Genomic DNA, 22,410 nt, shown 5'->3' with positions numbered 1-22,410 from the left:
ATATAGGGATCTTTGGTCGTAGATCAAAGTCTCTCCTTGTTAAACGCGGTCGCTCATCTTTGAATGGCCTCGATAGAGGTTTTCTCATTTTCTCATTTAGTCAGAACATGGACTACGCGGCGGTGGGGGAATACTAACAGGGCAATCACCATTCGACCAACAGGAGAGGTTCATCGTGATGATACGCATTGCTGTGATTGTTACAATCCTGTTTCTGACTCCCGGCTGCTTGAATAGCTTCACAAAACCCAACGTAATAAAATAGAAATCAGACCAGAACATGCCACCTATCCTACCACATCTACCTATCTCACCTAGTGATAAAGAGTTGGAAGTAACCAAAGTTACTTTAGGAGCAATTGGTGATATTTTGATTCACGATCGTGTCTACGCCGACGCAGAACAAAAAGATGGGACCTACAACTTCAAAAATATGTTTGCAGAAGTCCAGAGGATGTTACAAGTTCCCGATATTCTTGTTGCTAATCAAGAAACGATGATTGGAGGCAAAAAACTTGGACTCTCCACCTATCCTTCTTTTAACAGTCCTCATGAAGTTGGTGATGCTCTGAAAGATGCTGGAGTGGATCTAGTCACCGTCGCTAACAATCATTCCCTTGATAGAGGGGAGAAGGTTATTCAAAGTGCTCTAACATTCTGGGACATGCTTGGGATCCCTTACACAGGTGCTTTCAAATCACAAACAGATCATGACAGGATTAGGACAATAACCAAGAATGGGATTACATTTTCATTTTTGAGTTATACTTATGGGACCAACGGAATTCCAATTCCTCAAGGAAAGTCTTATTTGGTAAATATGATGAATGAGACCCAAATTCGTAAAGATGTGGAACAGGCCAAAACAATATCCGACGTCGTTGTGGTTGCTGTGCATTGGGGCAAGGAATATGAACGGTTCCCGAACCAAGCTCAAGTTGGACTAGCCCAAAAGCTCGCGGATCTTGGTGTTCATATTATCATCGGTAATCATCCGCACGTTTTACAACCCCCGGCATGGGTAAAAGGGAAAAATAAAAATGAGACCTTAGTTCTTTATTCACTCGGAAATTTTCTATCTGCTCAGAATGAGTTAGATACAAAAATTGGAGGGATGGCATCCATTGATGTTGTCAAAACAAAAATGGCAGATAAATCGATTATTAAATTGAGCAAACCAAGCTTTCTTCCGACTTACAACTATGATCTTCATTGGCGGAAATTCAAGATTATTCCAATGGATCTATTAACCAACGAACAACTAAATAAGGCTAGTTCTCACTATGAAAAAACGAAAAGACATATGAGCACTAATATTAAAGATTTACACATCGTTACTTCCAAGTAAGCAAGTTATGAGAATTGGCGTTAATAGTTACGGCATAATTCGTTACCTAATGGCAAATAATTAAACTAGATGCTAAGGAAAGGAGCAATTTACATGGGTGACAAAGGTGACATCAAACCTAACGGGTCTCAACATGCGGAGAAACCTTCAAATGATCCGGAAAAACAAGGAAGATCTGCTGCCAAGAAAAAATCTAAGTAATCGATGGAACATCGGCAAAATGCTTGATTGGCAAGGTTTTATAATATGATCAATGCTATATTTAATCACGGCTGCTATGAGCAGGCGTGATTATTTGCGTTAACCATAATAAGTATGATGATATATTATGTTTAGTTGCTTGACATAAGTAAGTATATTGAAGTATTATACGAACATAAAGTTTATGACTTTAAAAAAGTTAGTAATGAAAGGGGAAATAAGAGTGAAAAATAATGTTCATATTGGCGCATTGATACTAAGAGTGCTGTTAGGAATTACCTTCTTTGCTCATGGGGTTGATAAGTATCAAGGAGGTATTGGCAATATAGCAGGCTGGTTTGAAAGTATCGGTATACCAGGCTTTATGGCTTATGTCGTTGCAACGATTGAAGTGATAGGGGGCCTAGCACTAATACTAGGATTCGGTACACGTATTATATCCGCATTAATGGCTATCATCCTTCTAGTCGCTACTTTTAAAGTAAAATTAGCCGTCGGATTCTTCGGAAATGGCCAAATGGCTGGATACGAACTGGATCTTTCCATGATTGCGGCTGCAATTTATCTTCTCTTAAATGGCAGTTATGTCATCTCAATTGATTCTTTATTCAAAAAGGGTCAAAAACCAACACAAGTTATGTAATGTTTCTTTCTTAACGGTAGCTCGTGCGATTAAAGCAGGCTTAACTAGTTAATTACGGAATATAAGAAGTGACAGCTAGTCAGATATTGACTGCTGTCACTTTTTTCATTTGCAGATGAAGTTAGATCGATCATTTGATTGGTTAATGGTATACTGTGCTTGTTAAAACCTACCATTTCGTAAGGAAGGATACAACCAATGTCATCTGCTATGCTTGAGAAAGTCCCGCATATTGTATCGTGCTTCCCCAGCTTGTCCGATATTTCTGTGCAGGACTGGAGCGATGAGGGAATTATAATGTTAGATTTACAGCCTAGCTTTGTATTTGAAGAGGGTCAGTTCTTGGAGCATGCCGTTCTAATTCTGGAAGGTACTGTAAGAATGTATAAAATCAGCGGAAGCGGAAGAGAGATCACCTTGTATCGAGTCAATGGCGGGGAATGCTGTCCCCTCATGATGTCCAGCATTCTCGGCGAGACCGAATATGAAGCTTCTGCCTGCATCGAAAAGCCTTGCACTGTAGTTGCTATTCCAGTTGACGTGTTTAAAGATTGGATGGACCGTTACAAAAGCTTTCGACAGTTTATTTTCAGAATGTTCGCCAAACGAATTATCATAATGTCCAACTTACTGGATAGCATCAACTTCAAATCAATCCGCGGCCGGGTAGCGGAATATCTGGTTGAGATGACCGAGGATGGACGCGATAACCTTACCATCACGCATGATACCCTATCCATTGAGCTTGGAACGGCCCGCGAAGTCATCAGCAGAACGCTGAAATCGCTCGAGAAAGAAGGGCTGCTGCAATTATCCAGAGGACAGATTTCTCATATACTGCGTCAGGACTTGAAAAAATATATAGAACAATAAATGCAGCTAATATTACCTCCAAACGTTTATTTTATTGCTATGTGACAAAGTTACGGTTCTATCTAAACGCTTTTGTTATGATCGTAATCAGAAACACAATAAAACAAACCAATACAATATGGAGGTAATAGAATATGAAAAATGTTGGCGGAACTGATCGTGTGATTCGTATTATTCTAGGTGTAGCGTTATTGTCTTTGTTTTACTTCTTACCTGGTTACTGGAAATTAGCAGGATTGATTTCACTTCCGTTTCTTATTACAGGCATTGCGCAAAAATGTGCGATTAATCAAATGCTTGGCCGTAATACTTGCAAAATTCGTTAAGTGTGGAAAAAGGAATGAGGGATGTCCCAGAGTTTTCCTCGAGAGCTCTGCGAGCCAAAACTCGTTAACAGAGTTTGAGAAGCCGGAAATCAACTTCTCGGTAGGCTGTCTTGTGCGTCCGTTCAGAATAAGTGCGGAAAACGCGCTTATTCTGGAGCGAACGAACCAATAAGCGCGTTTTCCGCGCTTTCAGTGAGACCTCGCCGAGCTGACAGAGTCTGAGAAGCTGATAATCGACTTCTCAGCAAACCATCCTGCGCGTCTGTTCAGAATAAGCGTGGAAAACGCGCTTATTCTGGAGCGTACGAACTAATAAGCGCGTTTTCCGCGCTTTCAGTGAGTCCTCGCCGAGCCGACAGAGTCTGAGAAGCTGATTTAAACTAGATGTCCCTCAAGGGTTCATAACCCTTTTGGGACATTCCCTTTTTTTATCTTCAGAAGTTCGTATAAGATGATGGATTGTAGGAGATAAATATTTCGTGATATTTCCAATTACTAAGGAGTGAACTGATATGAATAAATTGTATACAGCAACGGCAACGGCTGAGGGCGGAAGAGAGGGTAAAGTCACTTCCAGCGACGGGGTCATTGACTTAGAATTGAGAGTTCCTAAGGAATTAGGGGGTCCTGGCGGACATGCAACCAATCCGGAGCAGCTGTTCGCGGCCGGTTATGCCGCATGTTTCGATAGCGCTTTGAAGCTAATCATCAGGACGAAGAAAGTCCAAGTGGAGAGCACCAAAGTTACCGCGAGTATTACCATTGGCAAGGATGGGAGTGGCGGCTATGAGTTGGCAGCCAAATTGGATGTTTCCGTCAATGGCGTCGAAGCCGATATTGCCAAGGAATTGGTTGAAGCCGCTCATCAATTTTGCCCATATTCCAAAGCAACCAAGGGAAATATCGAAGTTGAGGTAAACGTTGTATAAAAAATGAATTGAATGAGCAGATGCATTACAAATAAGCAGGATTCGCTGTTAGCGATCCTGCTTATTTTTTTGTCAAAAAATGAGTTGAAAATAAAGGTTGCGGTCAAATAAGTTGTTAATAGTCTTGTAATCTATTATTTGTAAAAGTAGATGATGCAAGTGATATAATAGTCTTGTTGATTTACATATTCTGGTGTGTAGAAGGAGAGACATGAATGAGTGCTATTCGATCCCTACCAAGAAGTCAGCCTGAGCGTCAAGGTATTGCGTCTTCCTTAATTACGAGCTTTTTAAAAGAAGTTAAAGACCGAAGTCTAGAGCTTCACAGCTTCATTCTCGTCCGACACGGGCACGTTGTTTCAGAAGGATGGTGGACACCTTATTTGCCCGAACGTCCTCATATGCTGTTTTCTTTAAGTAAAAGCTTTGCTTCAACAGCCATCGGATTGTTAGTGGGAGAAGGGCGAATCTCGTTCGATGACCGGGTTATCTCCTTTTTCCCTGAGGATATGCCGCCAGAAGTTTCACCTCATCTAGCTGTGATGACCATTCGACACTTACTTATGATGGGTACAGGACATGCAGCAGATACATCAGGGAAGATGCAGTCAACAGAAAACTGGATTAACAATTTCTTAAACCTTCCCGTGGAACATGAGCCAGGTACGCATTTCGTGTATAACAGCGGGGCGACCTACATGCTTTCGGCCATTTTGCAGAAAGTAACTGATCAAACGTTACTGGAATATTTGCAGCCGCGACTGTTGGAACCGCTGGATATCCAAGGTGCCACTTGGGAAAGCTGCCCCCGCGGCATCCACATTGGCGGCTGGGGAATGAAGATCAAAACAGAGGATATTGCCAAGTTTGGACAGCTATATCTACAAAAAGGTCAATGGGCTGGGTACCAGCTCATTCCTGAGTCGTGGGTAGAAGAAGCGACAACGAAGCAAATTTCTAATGACTCCAGCACCAATAATGACTGGGCTCAAGGGTATGGGTATCAATTCTGGAGATGCCGTCACGGCGCTTATCGAGGCGACGGAGCTTTCGGGCAGTTCTGCGTTGTTCTCCCGGAGCAGGATGCCGTCATCGCGATAACGTCCGGAGTGAATAACATGCAAGACGTTCTTGATACGATTTGGGAGCATTTGCTGCCTGCCATGAAATCCGAAGTGCTGTCTGTGGACCTGGAAGCCTCCGAGTCACTAACCAATGCGCTGCAAGGCCTTAGTTTGGAACCGCCACGAGTTCTTTTAAGCTCAACACTGGAGAAAAGCCTTTCGGGAATCGAGTTCGAGTTAGAAGAAAATGAGGAACAAATTCAAACACTTTCGATTGATTTTACTGAGAATTCGGCCAACGTTACGATTCAAAATAACACCGGAAAACATACGGTTTGCTTTGGTAGAAACGAATGGTTTGAAGGAACGTATACGCTGCATATGAGACAGGAAAATGTGGCAGTCGGCTCGGCAACATGGCAGGATTCGAATACGCTCTTGTTAACGTTAAGATACGTGGAAGCGCCATTTTGCGTGACTGTAGTATGTACGTTCAATGATGGAAGCTTGCAAATGCAATTTCGACAGAACGTTTCGTTCGGCAATGAGGAACCTAAGTGGATTAAAGGAAAAATTAGATGAACGATTGGTGAATAAGAAAAAGGTCGGTCTGCAGCAGCAGACTGACCTTTTTCTATATACTTAAGTCACCAGATAAGACCGATTTCGATAGTCTCGGGGAGAGCAGCCGGCGTAGGCTCTGAATTGCTTATTAAAAGAACTCAATGACTGAAAACCGCTTCTTTCAGCGATTTCGATGATCGAATACTCTGATGTGCGCAGTAAATCCATGGCAGACTGAATTCGCAGCTGATTCACAAAATCATGCGGCGACAAGCCCGTAAGTGATCGAAACTCGCGATAATAGAACGAGCGCCCGACACCCGCCCGACGGGCAAGCTCATCGCCATCAAGTGCCTCCAGATAATGGCTAAGAATATATCCGACGGATTCTGATATCGCGTTCGTTCCTCTCGGAGCCGCTTGATCCATTTGATCGCTAAAGAATCCGTCCACTTGTAATAAAATATCTATCAAGTGCATGTACTGACGCGTAACCCATGCCGTTTGCCCTTGCTCCTGTGCTTCCGCAGCGGAACGCGCAGCTTTTGCAATTGCCTTGGCGTAAGTCGTATCCCCCGGAATGAGCGGGGACATACCTCGCCCAGCATAAAACGGCATTAGCAGCCTGCTGCCATCGGGAAGCTTCAAAACCGGTGACGGTGTAAAAAGCACTAGGATCGCTTCGAATGGTTGATCTGTATTCGCATAGCTCCAGTGCGGTTCGAAAGGTCGACATAGGAACACGTCTCCCGGTTGACCGTGATAGATGCGATCGCCGAATCGGTACTCCAACTCATGATCAAGCAGCACGCCGATTTCCAAGCAATCATGGACATGCAGATCGTGTTCCTCATCAGATCCCCATACGCGGCTAAAGGCAAAAGAGCGTGTCAGCCTCAACTGCTCCACATACATCCAAATCCCCCCCAAGTCATTATACCTTTTTCTGCTCGTGGACAAAATGACAAGTTTACTGCGCATTTTGAAGAGAATCGCAATTTCGTGATGTGATACATTAGGGTCATATTCGAAATTGGAGGTTATCTTTATGCGCTTGTATTTAATTGGAGCCGGTGTCATAGCACGCACGCATGCTGAGGCAGCAGCCAAGCTTCCTCAAGCGGTCGAGCTTCGGGTAGCTGACCCGAATGCGGAAGCGCTGAAGTCGTTTCTCAGCAGCTTTCCAAAAAGCATTACGTTTGCGGATGCTGAGCAAATGCTATCCTCTGAACCGCCGCTTGAAGATGATATTGTGATCGTAGCTACGCCTCCATTTGCCCACTTGGAGGGGACGCGTCTTGCGTTGAAATCTGGTCGGCATACGCTATGCGAAAAGCCGTTCGCCATGAATGATGAAGAAGCGGAAGAGATGCTTCTTCTGGCAGAAGCAGAAGGAAAGCTGCTTGGCTGCTGCAGTGTACGTTATAAGGGCATGCTCCATAACGAAGCTGTTAAGAATGTCATTCGATCTGGCGCGCTTGGCGATATCTATCACGCTACGTTCGTTAACAAATGGACGCGCAGTCGTGCAGGAATCGAGTATCAGCCAGCTAGCCGTTGGTTTCTCGACAAAAGCAAAAGTGGCGGCGGCATTCTCATGGACTGGGGTCCCTATGATTTCGCCACCTTAATCGATGTGCTGGATCCTGCTGAAATTGAGGTCAGCAGCGCTTGGACGGCGAAGCCCCAAACAGCCGCAGATCCTCAAGATGTTGTGTACAATGTTGAGCACCATGTGGGTGCGCAATTAACGTTTCGGTCTCGTTCAAATGCCCGTCCAATCGCCATTCATTACGAAAGAGGCACGTGCACTCACGGGAGTGAGCAGTTTATCGGCGAAATCGAGGGCACACTCGGTGCTCTCCGCTGGACGCCATTTGACTCGCGTCAACCGGTATTTTTCAGGAGTGACCATGATGGGGTTGTTGTGGAAGAAATTGTAGATCCGGGGCCACGCGGACCTTACACCGTTATGGATCACCCGCTTATACATTTCTATAACCAAGTCAACGCTTTGCCGTCACATGCGAACGTAGGTCGAAGAGCCGTCGATCATTTCCTATGTATTGGCGCTTTATATAAATGTGCAGATTCCGGAGAAAAGCAGTTAGTGACTGTAGCGCCGGCAACAGATGCAAGGGAGGCTTCAGAATGAATATTCGCGGCTTTTCGAGCAACATGTATGGTTGGTTTGAACGATGGAAGTCAGATGGTAAGGAGCCAGTGTGGGACGATTTGTACCGTGCCTGCGCTGAAGCGGGTCTTGACGCTGTCGAGACGGATGCAACACCTGAGAAGCTGGCACTAGTCCGTACTTACGGACTAACAGTTTCCGCTTCCTATATCGGTCTTTCTCTGCATGGCGAGTATGCAGATCTTGAAGCGGAAGTTCTTCCTTATGCAGAACGGCTCGCCGCTGCGGGCGGTACCGATCTGCTCGTCAACGCTGACCCCTATGGCGATTGGAAGCATCCGCTGCCAAAGCCGGAGGAGCTTGTCCAGCGACAAGGAGACAACTTGTCTCGTCTTGCCGACAAGCTAAGTCCATTTGGACTGCAGCTCTCGCTGCACAATCATGCGGCGGATCGCCATAATGCTGAGGCTGATTTGCGCTCTGTCGTGCATTTCGCCGACAAAGCAGTTGGCCTTTGCGTTGATACGGGCTGGGCGCATGTAGCAGGCTGTGATCCGGTTGCTTGGGTGCGCTCATATCCTGAACGCATCAAAGCCTTTCACCTGCGCAACCAACGTGGCCGCGTTCCGGCCGAGGATGTGACCGAAGGGGACATTGACATGCGGGTCTTGCTGGAAGCAGCAGCCCATGCAAACTATGGAGGTTGGATAGCGCTCGAGCTATGGCATCCGCCAGAAACGAACCCTGCGCGTACGATGACTGAGGACGTGCAGCGGTCCATCGCTTTTTTACGGGAGATAGTGGGAAATCTGTAGGGGAAATGATTCGATTCTATCGAATGACTATGGATTTAGTAACAGTTGAGGTGAAAATATGGCAGTTGTTAAAGCCAGGGATTAGGATGTTGCACTTTTGGCAAGGCTGCTTCGTGCGGAAGCTGAAGGTGAAGGCAAACCTGGCTTGATGATGGTCGGAAATGTTGGGCCCTCCTACATGGCATAATCAGCCTTTTGTAGGGCGTTATAAGAAGCATTGCTTTTATCAACCATTAGGAAAAGAGTGCGAAAATATTTATAAAACTTACTGAAACAAATGTAAACCAATAGGAGCCGAAAGTCTCCTTTTTTAACATAATAGAAAGTATAAGTTTCGACGTAGATCTTGAGGGCACCCCCTTTCTAATAAGTGCTATATCCGCGATGCGTGTGGCTTGTAACGATGTTTTACATCGTTACAGATGTCTCTGCCGTGTCTGTTGCGCGCTAGAACGATGATTTTCATCGCTGCAGATGAAAACAGTGCTGGCAGCCGCGCTGTGTGTGGCTTGTAACGATGTTTTACATCGTTACAGATGTCTCTGCCGTGGTTGTCGCACGTTGCAACGATGATTTTCATCGTTGCAGATGAAAACAGTGCTGGCTCCCNACGATGTTTTACATCGTTACAGATGTCTCTGCCGTGGTTGTCGCACGTTGCAACGATGATTTTCATCGTTGCAGATGAAAACAGTGCTGGCTCCCGCGCTGTGTGTGGCTTGTAACGATGTTTTACATCGTTGCAGATGTCTCTGCCGTGTCTGTTGCGCGCTAGAACGATGATTTTCATCGTTGCAGATGAAAACAGTGCTGGCTCCTGCGCTACGTGCAACTTGTAACGATGTTTTACATCGTTGCAGATGTCTCTGCCGTGGCTGTCGCACGTTGCAACGATGATTTTCATCGTTGCAGATGAAAACAGTGCTGGCAGCCGCGCTGTGTGTGGCTTGTAACGATGTTTTACATCGTTACAGATGTCTCTGCCGTGGTTGTCGCACGTTGCAACGATGATTTTCATCGTTGCAGATGAAAACAGTGCTGGCTCCCGCGTTTCGTGGAAGGAAGCACAATGTAGAACAGAAGAGGGGTGGGTGTGAGGGTGGAGAGGCGCTTTGCGGTGGGCCGCCTTTGAAGTCGTGTTTATACCGCATAATAAATTCAAAGAACACGACTTCAACAGCGGTTGGAACCCCACATTCATCGCTCCCCGTGCTCAAAATGTATGGGTTTACACGAAAAAGGACCGTCAGGATGATCTTCCCTGACGGTTTTTTTATTTCTTGACAGTTGGCACGATATGGAACAATAATAAAAATAATAAAACGACTGGTCAGTCTTTATTATTTGAATTTTATCTCGAAGGAGGATTTCAATGAATTCATTCCATAACAATTTAGATAAATATGCATCACTAGCCATCCAATTAGGGGTCAACGTACAACCGGGACAAACATTGGTCATTTTCGCACCTATAATATCGGGGGATTTCGTACGCAGATTGGTAAAGCAAGCCTATGAGGTGGGTGCAAAGCACGTTTATGTCGAGTGGTTCGACGATGAGCTTACTCGGTTAAAGTATGAACTAGCACCGCACGAAGCATTGCTTGAGTACCCTATGTGGCGTGTAAAAGGATATGAGGAATTAGCAGAAAATAATGCTGCATTTCTGTATGTCGTGGCGAATAACCCCGATCTTATGAACGGCATCGATCCCAAACGTATTCAAACAGCGAGTAGAACATCCAATAATGCTTTGCGGGAACTATCTGATGCTAGGTTAACTAATAAAGTCAGTTGGTCGATTATCGCCGTTCCTTCACCAGCATGGGCGGATAAAGTGTTTCCATCACTCCCCGAAGAAGAGCGGGTTGGCGCCCTATGGAATGCCATTTTCGAAGCAACAAGAGTTGACCGTAATGATCCGGTACATGAATGGAAAGAACATTCAAGTGCTTTAAACACGAGATCAAAAAGACTTAATGAACGCCAATATAAGGCGCTTCATTACCGCGCCGGTGGTACTGACATTACAGTGAGTCTGCCGCATGATCACATTTGGGTTTCGGCTGGCAATACCAACAGCAATGGAATCTCTTTTATAGCAAACCTGCCTACTGAAGAAGTATTTACATCACCTTTAAAAAATGGTGTAAACGGTACCGTAAAAAGTACTAAGCCGCTTAGTTACAATGGCAATCTTATTGAAAACTTTTCATTAACATTCAAGGATGGGGAGATTATTGATTTTAAGGCAGAGAAGGGGGAAGAAAATTTAAGAAGCCTCATTGAGATTGATGAGGGTTCTCACTATTTGGGTGAAGTTGCTTTGGTTCCGCATCGCTCGCCTATTTCTAACATGAATCTTATTTTCTACAATACGCTTTATGACGAGAATGCTTCATGCCATTTTGCCATCGGCAGAGCTTTTCCGTTCTGCCTGAAGGGCGGAATAGAGATGAGCCAACAAAATCTTCAGAATCATGGGTTAAACGAAAGCTTGACGCACGTTGATTTTATGATGGGATCAGCAGATATGAAAATTGATGGGATCTTGATGGATGGGGCAAAAGAACCGCTGTTCCGTAACGGAGATTGGGTGTTTTGACGTACTAACAGGATAAAGGGAGATGCTGAATGTCACCTAAAGTTACGCAAGCTTATAAAGATGAAAAAAGGGCGGTTATCCTTGAGGGAGCGCTGCATTGCTTTATAGAAAAGGGATTTCAAGCTACAACTATTGATGATATCGTACGTCATTTGGGGATGAGCAAAGGCGCTATCTACAGTTACTTTTCCAGCAAAGAGGAGATGTATATTCAAATGGCCGACGATAAAATGAATGCGATGGTGGAGAACTCCAGTGAGCAGTTCAAAAATATGCCAAGCGCGGCGGATCAAATCCGCTATATGTTTGACCGATTCCGTCGACAATCGCTTGACGAACTGCGTAAATGGTTAGCTTTTCATTTGGAGTTTATGCTGTATGCAGCGCGCCAACCAGAATTAACGGAACGATGGAACCAGTATGCGAGTAAAGCTTTATTGTTCATGCAGGAAATTATGGAGGGCGGTATAAAGACTGGCGAGTTCCGTTCTGATCTTGATATCGCGGCAGCTTCCCGTTTGTTCTGGTCAGTTAGAGATGGCCTTGCTCTACAATTTATGCTTAGCGGTGAGGAAACCGAATATAAGTCCATAATTAATGAGATGGAAAAAAAGGTATTCCGATATATCATAGGATAATTCACTATGGAGGTAGAGGATTATGATTTTCAAAAAAATGAGCGAATTGTCGGCTGACGATATGGTTTCGTTATGGAATAAGGGATTCGAAGGATATTTCATAAATAGTACACTGAACTTGGACAAATTTCTTTCAAGAACTGTCAACGAAGAGCTCTCACTAGAGCACTCCTTAGTCGTGTATGAAAATAGTGAACCTATTGGCTTCGTGATGAATGGGTTCCGTGTCATAGAAGGAAAGAAAGTGGCATGGAACGGGGGTACTGGCATTGCGGCGGAACATAGGGGCAAAGGGATCGGAAAAAAATTAATGGAAAGAAACCTCCAGTTGTATCGTGAACAAGGTGTGGATATCGCCTTGCTGGAGGCACTCATTCAAAACGAAGCAGCGAAAAAGCTGTATCAAAGTGTCGGCTATGATATTACCGAGCAGCTAATCTGCTTACAACATACAGAAACTCTGGATGCAAGTCTCTTACAGCCAAACGCTCCTAGTCGATATGTTACGAAACGAGGACTGCCTGTGGAAGTCAAAGGACTGTCTTTCTACAGACATTTATCAGCGTGGCAAACACAATGGGCCAGTATGAAGGATGGGGAATGTATATTTATCTCAGATGAAGAGGATGAGGTGGTTGGCTACGCACTTTTTAAGCGCGTTTTCGGAGAAGACGGTAACCTGGCTACCATCGCTCTTTACCAATGTGAATCGATTCCGGGTCGAGCAGATGCAGTAAATATCCTCAAGGCTGTATTAAGTGAAGTATACGCACCATTTTTTTCCTCTTGTAAGCGTATGACCATGAACATAAGAGATTCCAACAAAGAGCTCATTGGGGTATTAGAGCGTTTAGGATTTACTACATTTGTGGAACAAGTGCACATGATTCGGCATTTATAAGAACTTACGAGCCTAAATTTTTAATTCGATTGATTAAACCTGTTACATCATTAATTGTCGTAAAGATTTGTGAATTTTGAAGTTTATCAAGTGCCAAATGACCATTCTCTACCACATTATTTATCTCTTTTAACAAAACTTCATTTTTGTCTACCAATTGTTGATGAATATCCTTTGCAATCGTAGGAACACTTTTCAGATTAAATTGTTCTATTTCCGTTTTTAATTCGTTTAATTGATTTTCAAGTTCCTGTTTCGTTTCCGGATTCAAAGCAGCATCTTTCATCATTTGCGGTGCTTGTTCGGCAAAGTTACTTAGTTTATTTATGTGCTGCGTAGCTTGATTAATGTAGTCTATCGAGTTACTTGCTCCTTCTAATAGTGAACATGCACTCAGCATCATAGTTGCAAGAATTAATGATAGTAACATCCATTTTTTCATGTTGACATCTCTCCTTTACCTGTTATTTTGCTGACAGAACATAATTTTTGTTATTGATTTATTACGTTTTTCTAGAAATAGGGTTTCAATTTCAGAAGGGCTGCCACATGGCAGTCCTTTTTTCCATTCATGCGAGAATAGATGATTACGATCTCACTTTTTTTTGAAGTTGTACTTAATTCGGTAAATCCTTAATAAGTATCGTATTAGAAAACTTTGTTAGTCATTCTAACTATCAAAGGGGGTGAACAAGGTGCTTGGTCGCAATCAAACCGGAAATAGCAAGCTCGTTAAACAATTGAACAGACAAGAGATTCTGCGTAAGCTTCGGGAAAATAAGCGAGTTTCTAGAGCAGATTTGGCGAAGTTAACAGAGCTAAGCCGTCCATGCGTTTCTGCGTTGGTCGATGAAATGATGAAGGAAGGGCTAATCCATGAAGTTGGTGTAGGTGAGTCCAAAGGCGGAAGGAAGCCGATCCTGCTTGAATATAATTTTCAAGCTCATGGCGTAGTTGGGGCGATTTTTGAAGGTAGCACGCTATATATGTCTATAGCTGATCTAAGTGGAGATTTGTTAGTTGATTACAACTTTCGCTTGCAACAACCAACGAATGGCGATATGGCAATTCGTTGTCTGGAATTGGGTCTACAGACTTTGCTTAGCCAGAGTGGGTTCGAGAAATCTCGCTTACTAGGTATTGGCTTAGGTTTACCCGGAATTACACAGCGTCGTGATGGAACCGTGAGTTATGCGCCAAGCACAGGATGGATGGGGTTACCGGTGAAACAGGAGATCGAAGAACGATTAGGTCTACCTGTTGTGATTGATAATGACGTTAACTTGATGACATTAGGGGAGTTTCATAAGGGTGTCGGCAACGGAGTTAAGAATCAGGTTTATATGTATGTAGGGACCGGTATCGGCGCGGGAATCATCCTAGATGGGCAATTTTATAGAGGCTCGCGTGAAGCATCAGGAGAGATCGGATATATGATGGTAGGTCAGATAAAGAAGCTTAACCGGGGTGAATATGGCGTTTTTGAAGGGAATTACTCGGTCCCAGTTATCCAAGAAAAAGCCAGAAAAGTGCTGCCTTCCCTTGTGGAAGAGCCGGGTGTGATTAAACAACTAATTCGTCATACGGAAGATGGCCACATAGAGGCAGGCCGATTATTAAATGACATCTACAGACATTGGGCCTACGGAATCGCGAATATGGTCAGTATACTCGATCCTGATTTGTTGATTTTAAGCGGGGAGATGATTGACATCGAGGAAAGCGGTGTTGAGAAGATCCAAGGTATGCTGACGGAATGGGTTCCGTACGTACCACAAATCAAGCTGGCGGCTCTAGGCTACAAAGCGGGCATCATCGGGGCGATTCACAGTGTCCTAGAAGCTTTCCCCGTAGTAAATTCCAACAAAATATACCTTTCGGGAGGTTATGTGAATGAAAGCAAGTAAGGGGAATGTGTCCAGAATGCTCGTAGGCACTCTAGTGAGCATTATGATGGTTGTGATTACAGCTTGCGGAGGCTCCGCGCCGAGCTCTGGAAATGCTAGTCCAGCACCCACGGTGAAGCCTTCTGACAAACCGGCAGCTACGGAGGCACCTAAACCGGCAGAGAAGCAAAAGCTTGTTATTTATACAGCTAGGGATAAAAGTGTTGTCGATGAAATTATTCCAAAATTCAATGCGAAGCATCCGGAAGTTGAGGTCGAGGTATTAACGATGGGTGCACAGCAGATTCTGGAGCGTGTGCGGGGAGAAAAGGCTAACCCTCAAGCAGATTTCTGGTGGGGCGGCACCCAATCCGGTCTGATGACTGCAGCGAACGAAGATCTCTTGGAAAGCTTCAAACCAAGTTTCGCAGACAGCATACCAGCTTTGTACAAAGATGCTAAGGATCGTTGGTATGGTGAAATGCTGCTGCCCGAAGTGATCATGTACAATTCCAAAGCACTTAAGCAGGAGGATGCACCTAAAGATTGGGATGCACTTCTTGATCCGAAATACAAAGGTAAAATCATTATCCGGGGCGTACTTGCATCGGGAACGATGAGAACGATTTATTCCGCTATGATTTTCAAAGAAGGTGCCGCTGATCCTAAAAAAGGGTATGACTGGCTGAAGAAGCTGGATGCCAATACGAAGGAATATGCGCAGGATCCTACTAACCTTTACTTAAAATTAGCCCGTGAAGAAGGAACACTTTCGCTCTGGAATTTGCAGGACATTATGATTCAGAAGCATTTGAAAAATCAGCCGTTTGATTTTATTTACCCAGCGAGCGGGGCACCTATCCTAGTAGACGGCGTAGGAATGGTGAAAAATGCCAAAAACAAAGAAGCTGCGAAGAAATTTTATGAATTTCTTTTCGACTCGAAGCTTCGTATAGAGCTTGCCGATAAATTGTTCCAGATCCCTACACGTACGGATATTAGCAAAGACTCACTTCCAGCATGGCTGAAAGGTATTGAATTGAAACCAATGAATCTCGATTGGACCGTCATGGCTGATAAAGAGAAAGATTGGATGCAGTATTGGGATGAGAGCATTAAAGGTAAAGGCGGGAAATAAGCAAAACATCCGTTCGGGTAGAGATAGCTCCTCTACCCGAACTCAAAGTAAGGGGGTACTGTACGTGATCGAAGTCGCTCTAGAACATGTAACCAAGCAATTTGGGAAAGTATCGGGTGTTAAGGATGTGCATATTCGGATTAAGCCCGGTGAATTCTTTACTTTCCTTGGTCCTAGCGGATGCGGAAAAACAACAACTTTGAGAATGATTGCCGGTTTTTACTATCCAACCTCTGGGCGTATCGTATTTGGCAATCAAGATGTAACGACAGTGCCGCCTCACAAGCGCAATACGGGAATGGTATTTCAGAACTATGCCTTATTTCCTCATCTGACGGTATTTGAGAATGTGGCCTTTGGTCTTCAAGTTAGAAAACGACCGAAAGAAGAACGTCTCCAAAGGGTAGAACGCGCCTTGCAGCAAGTACACTTACAAGGTTACGGAAATCGGCGTATTGACCAATTATCAGGCGGTCAGCAGCAGCGTGTTGCACTAGCTAGAGCACTTGTTATTGAGCCGAATATTTTACTGCTAGATGAGCCTTTATCCAACTTAGATGCCAAACTGCGAGAAGAAACACGCTTGGAGATTAAAAGGCTGCAGCTTGAATTAGGCATTACGACCATTTACGTGACGCATGACCAAGCTGAGGCCATGGCGATGTCGGATCGGATCATGGTCATGCAGGGCGGCGTTGTACAGCAGGTTGGAAAGCCGGAGGAAATCTACAACCGACCTATTAATCGTTTTGTCGCTTCTTTTATTGGTGAGTCTAATCTTTGGAACGGAACCGTAGAGCGAATAGATGGAGATCAGGTCTATGTCAGAGTTTCACCCGATCTTGTTCTATGCGGGTTGGTGAGTCATTCGGCACCTAATCGTCACCTGGCAGTGGGCGCACAAACCACTCTGTCTATCCGTCCTGAGGCAGTACGGGAGGCACAACCAGAATCTTCACAATCGGAGAACACATTCCTAGCTAAAGTTGTCATCGCAGAATTCACCGGGGTGAATGTCAATTATTTGACGGACGTATCCAATAAGCCCTTGAAAGCGATGTTCGTCAATCAAGGTCATCAAGTACGACAGCGTGACGATGCACTCGCGTTGCATATACCAAAGGAAAGCATTTACTTTCTAGAATAGGCGGAGGATGAGAATATGACCTTCAAGAAACCAGTATCTCATCAACCAGTGATCAAACGACCATCCATCACTACTTCGCCTCATTTCGTATATGTATTAATCGCTCCCTTGTTTCTGATACTGCTGGGCTATGTGCTCTTTCCGCTGTATCAGACCTTCATTCAGAGCATTCAAATGGAAGGTAATCTTACTTTTAAAAACTATACACGGTTCTTCAGCTCGGAGCATACCGCCAATTTGGAAGCCCTCTGGACCAGTGTGTATATCTCTGTTCTAAGTGTAGTGACATGCGCGATTGTCGGAGTCACCATGGCTTTTCTATTGGAACGCTATGAGTTTCCAGGACGCAAAGCGCTGACTGTGCTTGCCATGGTGCCGATGGCGCTGCCACCGCTGGTAGGTGTGCTTTCATTTACTTTTCTATATGGAGAAAGCGGTATTATTCCGCGGACGCTCAAGCTTTGGTTTGAGATGGACCACGTGCCGTTTTCACTAAAAGGTGTATGGGGCGTTCTCATGGTTCACACCTTTACGATGTACACCTATTTCTATATGACGGCTTCCGCTGCGATCAAGGGGCTCGACCCCTCATTGGAGGAAGCAGCTGCAAGTCTTGGAGCCGGACGTCTTTATATCTGGCGGAGAATCATATTACCCATGCTCACCCCAGCTATCGTGGCTTCGTCCTTGCTTGTCTTCATGATTGCCATGGCTTCTTATACGGCTCCTCTCATCTTCGGGATTGACAGAACGATGACGATGCAAATCTATTTGTCCCGAACAAACGGAAATTTGGATATGGCAGCTACGCAATCTACCTTATTATCCATTGTTTCCATCCTATTTCTCATTATTATGCGTTGGTATCAAGGCTTGCGAAATTATCAGAACTTGAGCAAAGGAGTTAGTGTACATCGGACAGAGGTCAAGAGTGTATGGGGGAAATATACAGCTATGGTCCTCTCCACGATAGGCGTCATCATTCTGCTCCTGCCTATTCTGGTATTGATTCTCATTTCCTTTTCCACTGATGGTACATGGACAACACAAATTCTACCGCCAGAATATACATTTAGTCATTACGTGGAATTGTTTACTGACAGCAAAACATGGCGTCCTATTGCTAACAGCTTCAAAATGAGCTTTGTAGCAACGGTTGGCAATGTGATATTCGGTGTGGCTGCTGCCTATGCGATCGTTCGCCTTAAATTTAAAGGGAAGACATTGCTTGATGTATTTATTATGCTCCCTTGGGCATTACCAGGAACGGTAGTAGGGATTAATTTAATTACTGCTTTCAGTACTCCGTCTGCCTACAGTTTCGGGCAAGTTCTTGTGGGAACTTTCTGGATTTTGCCACTAGCCTACTTTGTGCGTCATTTACCGCTTGTCTTCCGTTCAACGTCGGCTACGCTTATGCAGATGGATCCTTCGATCGAAGAGGCAGCCCGTAATCTGGGAGCTTCGTGGTGGTACAGCTTTCGTCGAATCGTCTTCCCCTTGTCGCTTAGCGGGATTCTAGCGGGAACTTTATTGGCCTTCGTAACAGGCATTGGTGAATTCGTATCATCGATTCTGTTGTTTACATCAAAAACAGCCCCGATTTCGGTGGAAATTTTCCAAAGAATGTATGCATTTGAATTCGGAACCGCTTGCGCCTATGGCGTCCTTCAGATCATCCTTATTATCATTGTTCTCTTTATTTCTAAAAAATTGACCGGAGACAAAGCGGGTACAGCTGTGTAAAGGATGATCATTCTGCGGGAGGGTTCAAGACCGCTGCTTGATACTAGCGGGAATTTGGTATTTCTCGCTCAACTCTCAGAGGTGTTATAAGGAGGAGTAAAAGTGAAGAAAGCTACATGGAAGAAAGTGTTTACGAGTGTTACTAGCATTGCCGTATTAGGTACCTTGCTGTTTCCTAGCATGGCGCAGCCAGTCAGCGCTGACAGAGGCGTAGTTGATCTCTGGAAATCGATTAAACCTCTCACGACCATCGCGAGCGCTATGAACACAGGAGCTCACCCTGACGATGAACACAGCGCTATGCTTGCCTATCTTTCATTAGGAAGAGGGGTTAATACGTTAAGTGTCATTGCAAACCGTGGGGAAGGAGGCCAGAATGAGATCGGCAGTGAACTAGGCAATGCGTTAGGCATTATACGAACACGCGAACTGCAGGAAGCTTCCAAAATCACGAATGTCACTTTGGGTATGTTAAGCGAGCAAATTAATGATCCTATATTTGACTTCGGTTTTTCAAAAAGCCCCGATGAAACACTGCAGAAGTGGGGAGATTCGGTGGTCTATGAAAGACTTATTCGGAAAATCCGAGAGTTGCGGCCTGACGTAGTCATTCCTTCTTTCCTCAACGAAGAATCGACACATGGTCATCATCGGGCCATTAACGTCATAACCGTTCGTGCATTCAAGGATGCGGCTAACCCTGAGGTGTTTCCAGAACATTTGAAAAACGGCCTGCAGCCTTGGCAAATAAAGAAGCTATATCTTCCTGCCAATGATAAGGATTACAACGTGGCTGTACCTGTAGGAGATTACGACGAAATTTACGGCGCTTCTTATGTCCAATTGGGAGAAGAATCCCGTTTTATGCATAAGAGTCAAGGGATGGGAAGACATGTTGATGAAGGTCCAAGCTTCAACTATTACAAATTAAATTCATCGGTTAAATCCGAAAAAGAGAATGATTTCTTCGACGGCATTGCTTTCTCCTTTGATGATTTGGCCAAAGAGATAGATGCGAAGGGCAAAGATAATAATGTGATTAAAGATTTACGAGCCCTCCAAAAGGATGCGGAAGAAGTCATTAAAGCATACCCTGTTTTCTCTGACGTGGCGCGAGAGGTACAAGAAATGAAGGCGCATGTAGAAACGGCCGTGAGCGATGTGAAGGCATCGACACTAGATGCAAGTGTCAAGACCGATTTGCTGTATCGCCTTCAAGTGAAGGATGCTCAACTGAATAAAGCAGGTATGGAAGCATCGTCGTTGGTTGTGAAGGTAAAACCGGAAACCGGCGAAATCGTTGCAGGTCAAACGGTAAAAATGGTAGTTTCCGCTTATAATGGCGGCAAGACCAACCTGAAGAACGTTGGGCTCGGGCTGAATGTGCCTGAGGGGTGGACGACAAAAGCAGTCGGAAACACAAAATTTGACCAACTTAGCTACAATCAGACGGTTTCTGCCACTTTTGAGGTTCAAGTCCCTAAGGATGCTGTAGAGTTCCAGGTGTATCAACCATCTGTAGTAAGTGCAGATGTCTTGTATCAGTTAAATGGTGTTTCTGGAAAAATACATGTTATCCCATCGAATCAAGTGGCTGTGCTCCCTGCGTTCGCACTTTCATTAAGCCCTGAGGCTACGGTACTTAACACATTGAAGACCGAAGAGCCTCTTCCGGTCAAGGTTACGGTTCGCAACTACTCGCCAGGAGCTGCCAAAACGTCCATTTCCTTGAACGTCCCTAAGGATTGGAATGTAACACCTGCATCTCAAGAAATAAATTTCTCTGCAAAAGGTGAAACAAAGCCGGTTACGTTCCAAGTCAAAGCTCCGGCTGGAACAGCTGTTGGCAAATATACAGTAACAGCGGTAGCAACAAGCGGTGATGTTACCAGCAAGGAAAACGTACAAATTATCGATTATCCACATATCGGTAAAACCTATTTGATTCAGCCAGCAGAATTAAAGATTCAGGCCTTTGATTTGAAGGTGCCTACAGGTCTGAAAGTGGGATATGTATCCAGTGGATTCGACAATATTGATCAGTACTTAACCCAATTTGGCGTGAACGTAACGAAACTCGACGAGAAAGCGATCCAATCCGCTGACTTATCTCAATATGACACGATTGTATTGGGCATTCGGGCATATGGTTTCCGTCCAGAACTGCTTTCGAGCAATCAAAGACTTCTCTCTTATGTGGAAAACGGCGGTAATCTGGTCGTTCAATATCATAAGCCGGAAGATAAATGGAAACCTGAGCTTGCTCCTTATCCGATAAAAATTGGTGAACCGTTAATTCAATGGCGTGTCACGGATGAGAATTCCAAAGTAACGATGCTAGCACCTGATCATCCGATCTTTACAACTCCTAATAAAATTACAGATGCAGATTGGAACAATTGGATTCAAGATCGCTCGGCTTACAACCCGGCTGAGTGGGGCAAAGAGTACACGCAGCTGATATCTAACGGCGATGCAGGGGAGAAGGAATTTACCGGAACGTTCTTAAGCGCTAAATACGGTAAGGGAACCTACACCTACAGTTCACTTGTGTGGTATCGTGAAATTCCGAACCTGGTCCCTGGTTCTATTCGCCTCTTCGTGAACATGATCAGCTTAAAGCAATAGGAATAACTACAAAGGGAGGCCTGAACGGGCCTCCCGATTTATCAAACGGGGGAATCAAGCCCATGGATATTAGGGAAGTACACGGTCGTGATCTACAGACTGTATTAGAAGAGGTCCGATTTGCAGTGGTACCGCTTGGATCCATCGAATATCACGGGCCGCATTCACCTCTCGGAACGGATGTCATTCTAGCGAATGGTTTTGCAGAGCGTATCCATCCTGCTTTGAAGCCGCTTATTTATCCTGTTGTTCCTTACACGGCTTGTCCTGGAAAGACCCGTCATTATCCAGGAACAATCTCCGTGAGTCCGTCTGTCATCACCGATTACTTATATGAAATTGTTGACGGGATCTGTCAGATGGGTATCCGAAATGTGCTGCTGTTAAACGCACATGATGGGAATATGGGTGTTTCCAGAACAGTAGCAGAAGCCATTACAGCAACCTATAAGGACGCTAGTGTTCTATTAGTGAACTGGTGGCAAATGGTAACAACGCAAAGTACCGAAGAAGTTGGAATCTTTACAGGGACTACTGGTAGAGGGCATGGAGGCCCCTATGAAATGTCGGTTGTCAAAGCATTTCGACCTGATTTGGTTCACGTAAGTGACAGTGACGTAGACCTAACAGCAAATCATTCACTTTCGAATCTGCCTTATCTATTAGTGGAAGGCAGTCCAGCAGGTTGGGATGGCTACACGGGTCATGTTGGGCAGACATCATTAGAAGCAGGGGAATGGATTATTGCAGAAGCAGTTACTAACTTACATCAATTACTTGAAAGCTGGTTACAGAAACCAGTAATGAAAGACGGAGGTGAATAA

20 protein-coding genes and 1 pseudogene are annotated in these 22,410 nt (G+C 44.6%); 18 read left to right on the top strand and 3 right to left on the bottom strand.

The window, feature by feature from the left end:
• The first annotated feature begins 280 nt into the window (after positions 1 to 280).
• From ASG85_RS23260 to ASG85_RS23235, 6 genes are all read left to right on the top strand, one after another.
• Complete coding sequence (locus tag ASG85_RS23260; RefSeq protein WP_082588197.1) at positions 281 to 1,348, top strand: CapA family protein; 1,068 nt, start codon at positions 281 to 283, stop codon at positions 1,346 to 1,348.
• Positions 1,349 to 1,772: 424 nt separating this feature from the next.
• Positions 1,773 to 2,192, top strand: a complete 420-nt coding sequence (locus ASG85_RS23255) for a DoxX family protein (protein WP_235549203.1) — start codon at positions 1,773 to 1,775, stop codon at positions 2,190 to 2,192.
• Positions 2,193 to 2,390: 198 nt separating this feature from the next.
• On the top strand, positions 2,391 to 3,065 hold the full coding sequence (locus ASG85_RS23250; protein ID WP_235549204.1) for a Crp/Fnr family transcriptional regulator: 675 nt from the start codon (positions 2,391 to 2,393) through the stop codon (positions 3,063 to 3,065).
• 134 nt (positions 3,066 to 3,199) lie between these two features.
• Entirely contained in the window at positions 3,200 to 3,391 is a 192-nt protein-coding gene (locus tag ASG85_RS23245) for a DUF2892 domain-containing protein (protein WP_057302858.1), read from the top strand.
• 512 nt (positions 3,392 to 3,903) lie between these two features.
• Positions 3,904 to 4,320, top strand: coding sequence for an organic hydroperoxide resistance protein (locus ASG85_RS23240; protein WP_060647870.1), 417 nt, complete (start codon positions 3,904 to 3,906; stop codon positions 4,318 to 4,320).
• 215 nt (positions 4,321 to 4,535) lie between these two features.
• A complete protein-coding gene (locus ASG85_RS23235) occupies positions 4,536 to 5,966 on the top strand; it encodes a serine hydrolase domain-containing protein (protein WP_060647869.1) in 1,431 nt (476 codons plus the stop codon).
• Positions 5,967 to 6,026: 60 nt separating this feature from the next.
• On the opposite strand, the gene ASG85_RS38100 is transcribed toward ASG85_RS23235, so the two are convergent.
• Complete coding sequence (locus tag ASG85_RS38100; RefSeq protein ID WP_060647868.1) at positions 6,027 to 6,863, bottom strand: AraC family transcriptional regulator; 837 nt, start codon at positions 6,861 to 6,863, stop codon at positions 6,027 to 6,029.
• 133 nt (positions 6,864 to 6,996) lie between these two features.
• On the opposite strand from ASG85_RS38100, the gene ASG85_RS23225 reads away from it, so the two are divergent.
• The 3 genes and pseudogenes from ASG85_RS23225 to ASG85_RS38095 all read left to right on the top strand — a co-directional run bounded on the left by ASG85_RS23225 (position 6,997) and on the right by ASG85_RS38095 (position 9,169).
• The gene (locus tag ASG85_RS23225; protein WP_060647867.1) at positions 6,997 to 8,103 is read left to right on the top strand and encodes a Gfo/Idh/MocA family protein; all 1,107 of its coding nucleotides are present in this window, start codon (positions 6,997 to 6,999) and stop codon (positions 8,101 to 8,103) included.
• Positions 8,100 to 8,897 (top strand): sugar phosphate isomerase/epimerase family protein, encoded by a 798-nt coding sequence (locus ASG85_RS23220; protein ID WP_060647866.1) that lies wholly within the window; start codon positions 8,100 to 8,102, stop codon positions 8,895 to 8,897. The genes ASG85_RS23225 and ASG85_RS23220 overlap by 4 nt, the downstream gene beginning before the upstream one ends.
• A 97-nt stretch (positions 8,898 to 8,994) precedes the next feature.
• Positions 8,995 to 9,169, top strand: a pseudogene (locus ASG85_RS38095) (hypothetical protein).
• Between the two features lie 338 nt (positions 9,170 to 9,507).
• On the opposite strand, the gene ASG85_RS23215 reads toward ASG85_RS38095, so the two are convergent.
• Positions 9,508 to 10,092, bottom strand: a 585-nt coding sequence (locus tag ASG85_RS23215; RefSeq protein ID WP_235550205.1) for a hypothetical protein, incomplete at its 3' end; no start/stop codon positions are given.
• 177 nt (positions 10,093 to 10,269) lie between these two features.
• On the opposite strand from ASG85_RS23215, the gene ASG85_RS23210 reads away from it, so the two are divergent.
• From ASG85_RS23210 to ASG85_RS23200, 3 genes are read left to right on the top strand one after another with little or no spacing between them, the layout of a single operon-like run.
• On the top strand, positions 10,270 to 11,502 hold the full coding sequence (locus tag ASG85_RS23210) for an aminopeptidase (protein WP_060647864.1): 1,233 nt from the start codon (positions 10,270 to 10,272) through the stop codon (positions 11,500 to 11,502).
• Between the two features lie 29 nt (positions 11,503 to 11,531).
• Complete coding sequence (locus ASG85_RS23205) at positions 11,532 to 12,140, top strand: TetR/AcrR family transcriptional regulator (RefSeq protein WP_060647863.1); 609 nt, start codon at positions 11,532 to 11,534, stop codon at positions 12,138 to 12,140.
• A 22-nt stretch (positions 12,141 to 12,162) separates the two neighbouring features.
• A complete protein-coding gene (locus ASG85_RS23200) occupies positions 12,163 to 13,041 on the top strand; it encodes a GNAT family N-acetyltransferase (RefSeq protein ID WP_060647862.1) in 879 nt (292 codons plus the stop codon).
• Between the two features lie 4 nt (positions 13,042 to 13,045).
• Here ASG85_RS23200 and ASG85_RS23195 read toward each other — a convergent pair whose 3' ends face one another.
• Positions 13,046 to 13,483 carry a DUF6376 family protein gene (locus ASG85_RS23195; RefSeq protein ID WP_063860357.1) on the bottom strand — a complete coding sequence of 146 codons (438 nt, stop codon included), beginning with the start codon at positions 13,481 to 13,483 and terminating at the stop codon, positions 13,046 to 13,048.
• A gap of 253 nt (positions 13,484 to 13,736) precedes the next feature.
• Here ASG85_RS23195 and ASG85_RS23190 point away from each other — a divergent pair, with 253 nt between their 5' ends.
• The 6 genes from ASG85_RS23190 (at position 13,737) to ASG85_RS23165 (ending at position 22,410) form a co-directional block, all read left to right on the top strand.
• Positions 13,737 to 14,948: an ROK family transcriptional regulator gene (locus ASG85_RS23190; RefSeq protein ID WP_060647861.1), complete on the top strand. Its 1,212-nt coding sequence runs from the start codon at positions 13,737 to 13,739 to the stop codon at positions 14,946 to 14,948.
• Positions 14,935 to 16,065, top strand: coding sequence for an extracellular solute-binding protein (locus tag ASG85_RS23185; protein WP_060647860.1), 1,131 nt, complete (start codon positions 14,935 to 14,937; stop codon positions 16,063 to 16,065). Before ASG85_RS23190 ends, ASG85_RS23185 begins: the two co-directional genes overlap by 14 nt.
• Positions 16,066 to 16,129: 64 nt before the next feature.
• Complete coding sequence (locus ASG85_RS23180) at positions 16,130 to 17,212, top strand: ABC transporter ATP-binding protein (protein ID WP_060647859.1); 1,083 nt, start codon at positions 16,130 to 16,132, stop codon at positions 17,210 to 17,212.
• Between the two features lie 15 nt (positions 17,213 to 17,227).
• Positions 17,228 to 18,958, top strand: a complete 1,731-nt coding sequence (locus ASG85_RS23175) for an ABC transporter permease (RefSeq protein ID WP_060647858.1) — start codon at positions 17,228 to 17,230, stop codon at positions 18,956 to 18,958.
• Positions 18,959 to 19,138: 180 nt separating this feature from the next.
• A complete protein-coding gene (locus ASG85_RS23170; RefSeq protein WP_156396762.1) occupies positions 19,139 to 21,586 on the top strand; it encodes an NEW3 domain-containing protein in 2,448 nt (815 codons plus the stop codon).
• 62 nt (positions 21,587 to 21,648) lie between these two features.
• Positions 21,649 to 22,410: a creatininase family protein gene (locus tag ASG85_RS23165; RefSeq protein WP_060647856.1), complete on the top strand. Its 762-nt coding sequence runs from the start codon at positions 21,649 to 21,651 to the stop codon at positions 22,408 to 22,410.

The organism is Paenibacillus sp. Soil724D2 (assembly GCF_001427935.1).
Lineage (GTDB): Bacteria > Bacillota > Bacilli > Paenibacillales > NBRC-103111 > Paenibacillus_E.
The sequence above is the reverse complement of the archived record's forward strand: the minus strand, read 5'-3'. Positions and strand labels throughout refer to the sequence as shown.

Excerpts from the sequence above, each read along its gene's own strand:
- ASG85_RS23245 (WP_057302858.1), top strand. The coding sequence starts at position 3,200 with ATGAAAAATGTTGGCGGAACTGATCGTGTGATTCGTATTATTCTAGGT.
- ASG85_RS23240 (WP_060647870.1), top strand. The coding sequence starts at position 3,904 with ATGAATAAATTGTATACAGCAACGGCAACGGCTGAGGGCGGAAGAGAG.
- ASG85_RS23210 (WP_060647864.1), top strand. The coding sequence starts at position 10,270 with ATGAATTCATTCCATAACAATTTAGATAAATATGCATCACTAGCCATC.
- ASG85_RS23260 (WP_082588197.1), top strand. The coding sequence starts at position 281 with ATGCCACCTATCCTACCACATCTACCTATCTCACCTAGTGATAAAGAG.
- ASG85_RS23205 (WP_060647863.1), top strand. The coding sequence starts at position 11,532 with ATGTCACCTAAAGTTACGCAAGCTTATAAAGATGAAAAAAGGGCGGTT.
- ASG85_RS23235 (WP_060647869.1), top strand. The coding sequence starts at position 4,536 with ATGAGTGCTATTCGATCCCTACCAAGAAGTCAGCCTGAGCGTCAAGGT.
- ASG85_RS23220 (WP_060647866.1), top strand. The coding sequence starts at position 8,100 with ATGAATATTCGCGGCTTTTCGAGCAACATGTATGGTTGGTTTGAACGA.
- ASG85_RS38100 (WP_060647868.1), bottom strand. The coding sequence starts at position 6,863 with ATGTATGTGGAGCAGTTGAGGCTGACACGCTCTTTTGCCTTTAGCCGC.
- ASG85_RS23165 (WP_060647856.1), top strand. The coding sequence starts at position 21,649 with ATGGATATTAGGGAAGTACACGGTCGTGATCTACAGACTGTATTAGAA.
- ASG85_RS23250 (WP_235549204.1), top strand. The coding sequence starts at position 2,391 with ATGTCATCTGCTATGCTTGAGAAAGTCCCGCATATTGTATCGTGCTTC.
- ASG85_RS23185 (WP_060647860.1), top strand. The coding sequence starts at position 14,935 with ATGAAAGCAAGTAAGGGGAATGTGTCCAGAATGCTCGTAGGCACTCTA.
- ASG85_RS23225 (WP_060647867.1), top strand. The coding sequence starts at position 6,997 with ATGCGCTTGTATTTAATTGGAGCCGGTGTCATAGCACGCACGCATGCT.
- ASG85_RS23195 (WP_063860357.1), bottom strand. The coding sequence starts at position 13,483 with ATGAAAAAATGGATGTTACTATCATTAATTCTTGCAACTATGATGCTG.
- ASG85_RS23170 (WP_156396762.1), top strand. The coding sequence starts at position 19,139 with ATGGCGCAGCCAGTCAGCGCTGACAGAGGCGTAGTTGATCTCTGGAAA.
- ASG85_RS23200 (WP_060647862.1), top strand. The coding sequence starts at position 12,163 with ATGATTTTCAAAAAAATGAGCGAATTGTCGGCTGACGATATGGTTTCG.
- ASG85_RS23175 (WP_060647858.1), top strand. The coding sequence starts at position 17,228 with ATGACCTTCAAGAAACCAGTATCTCATCAACCAGTGATCAAACGACCA.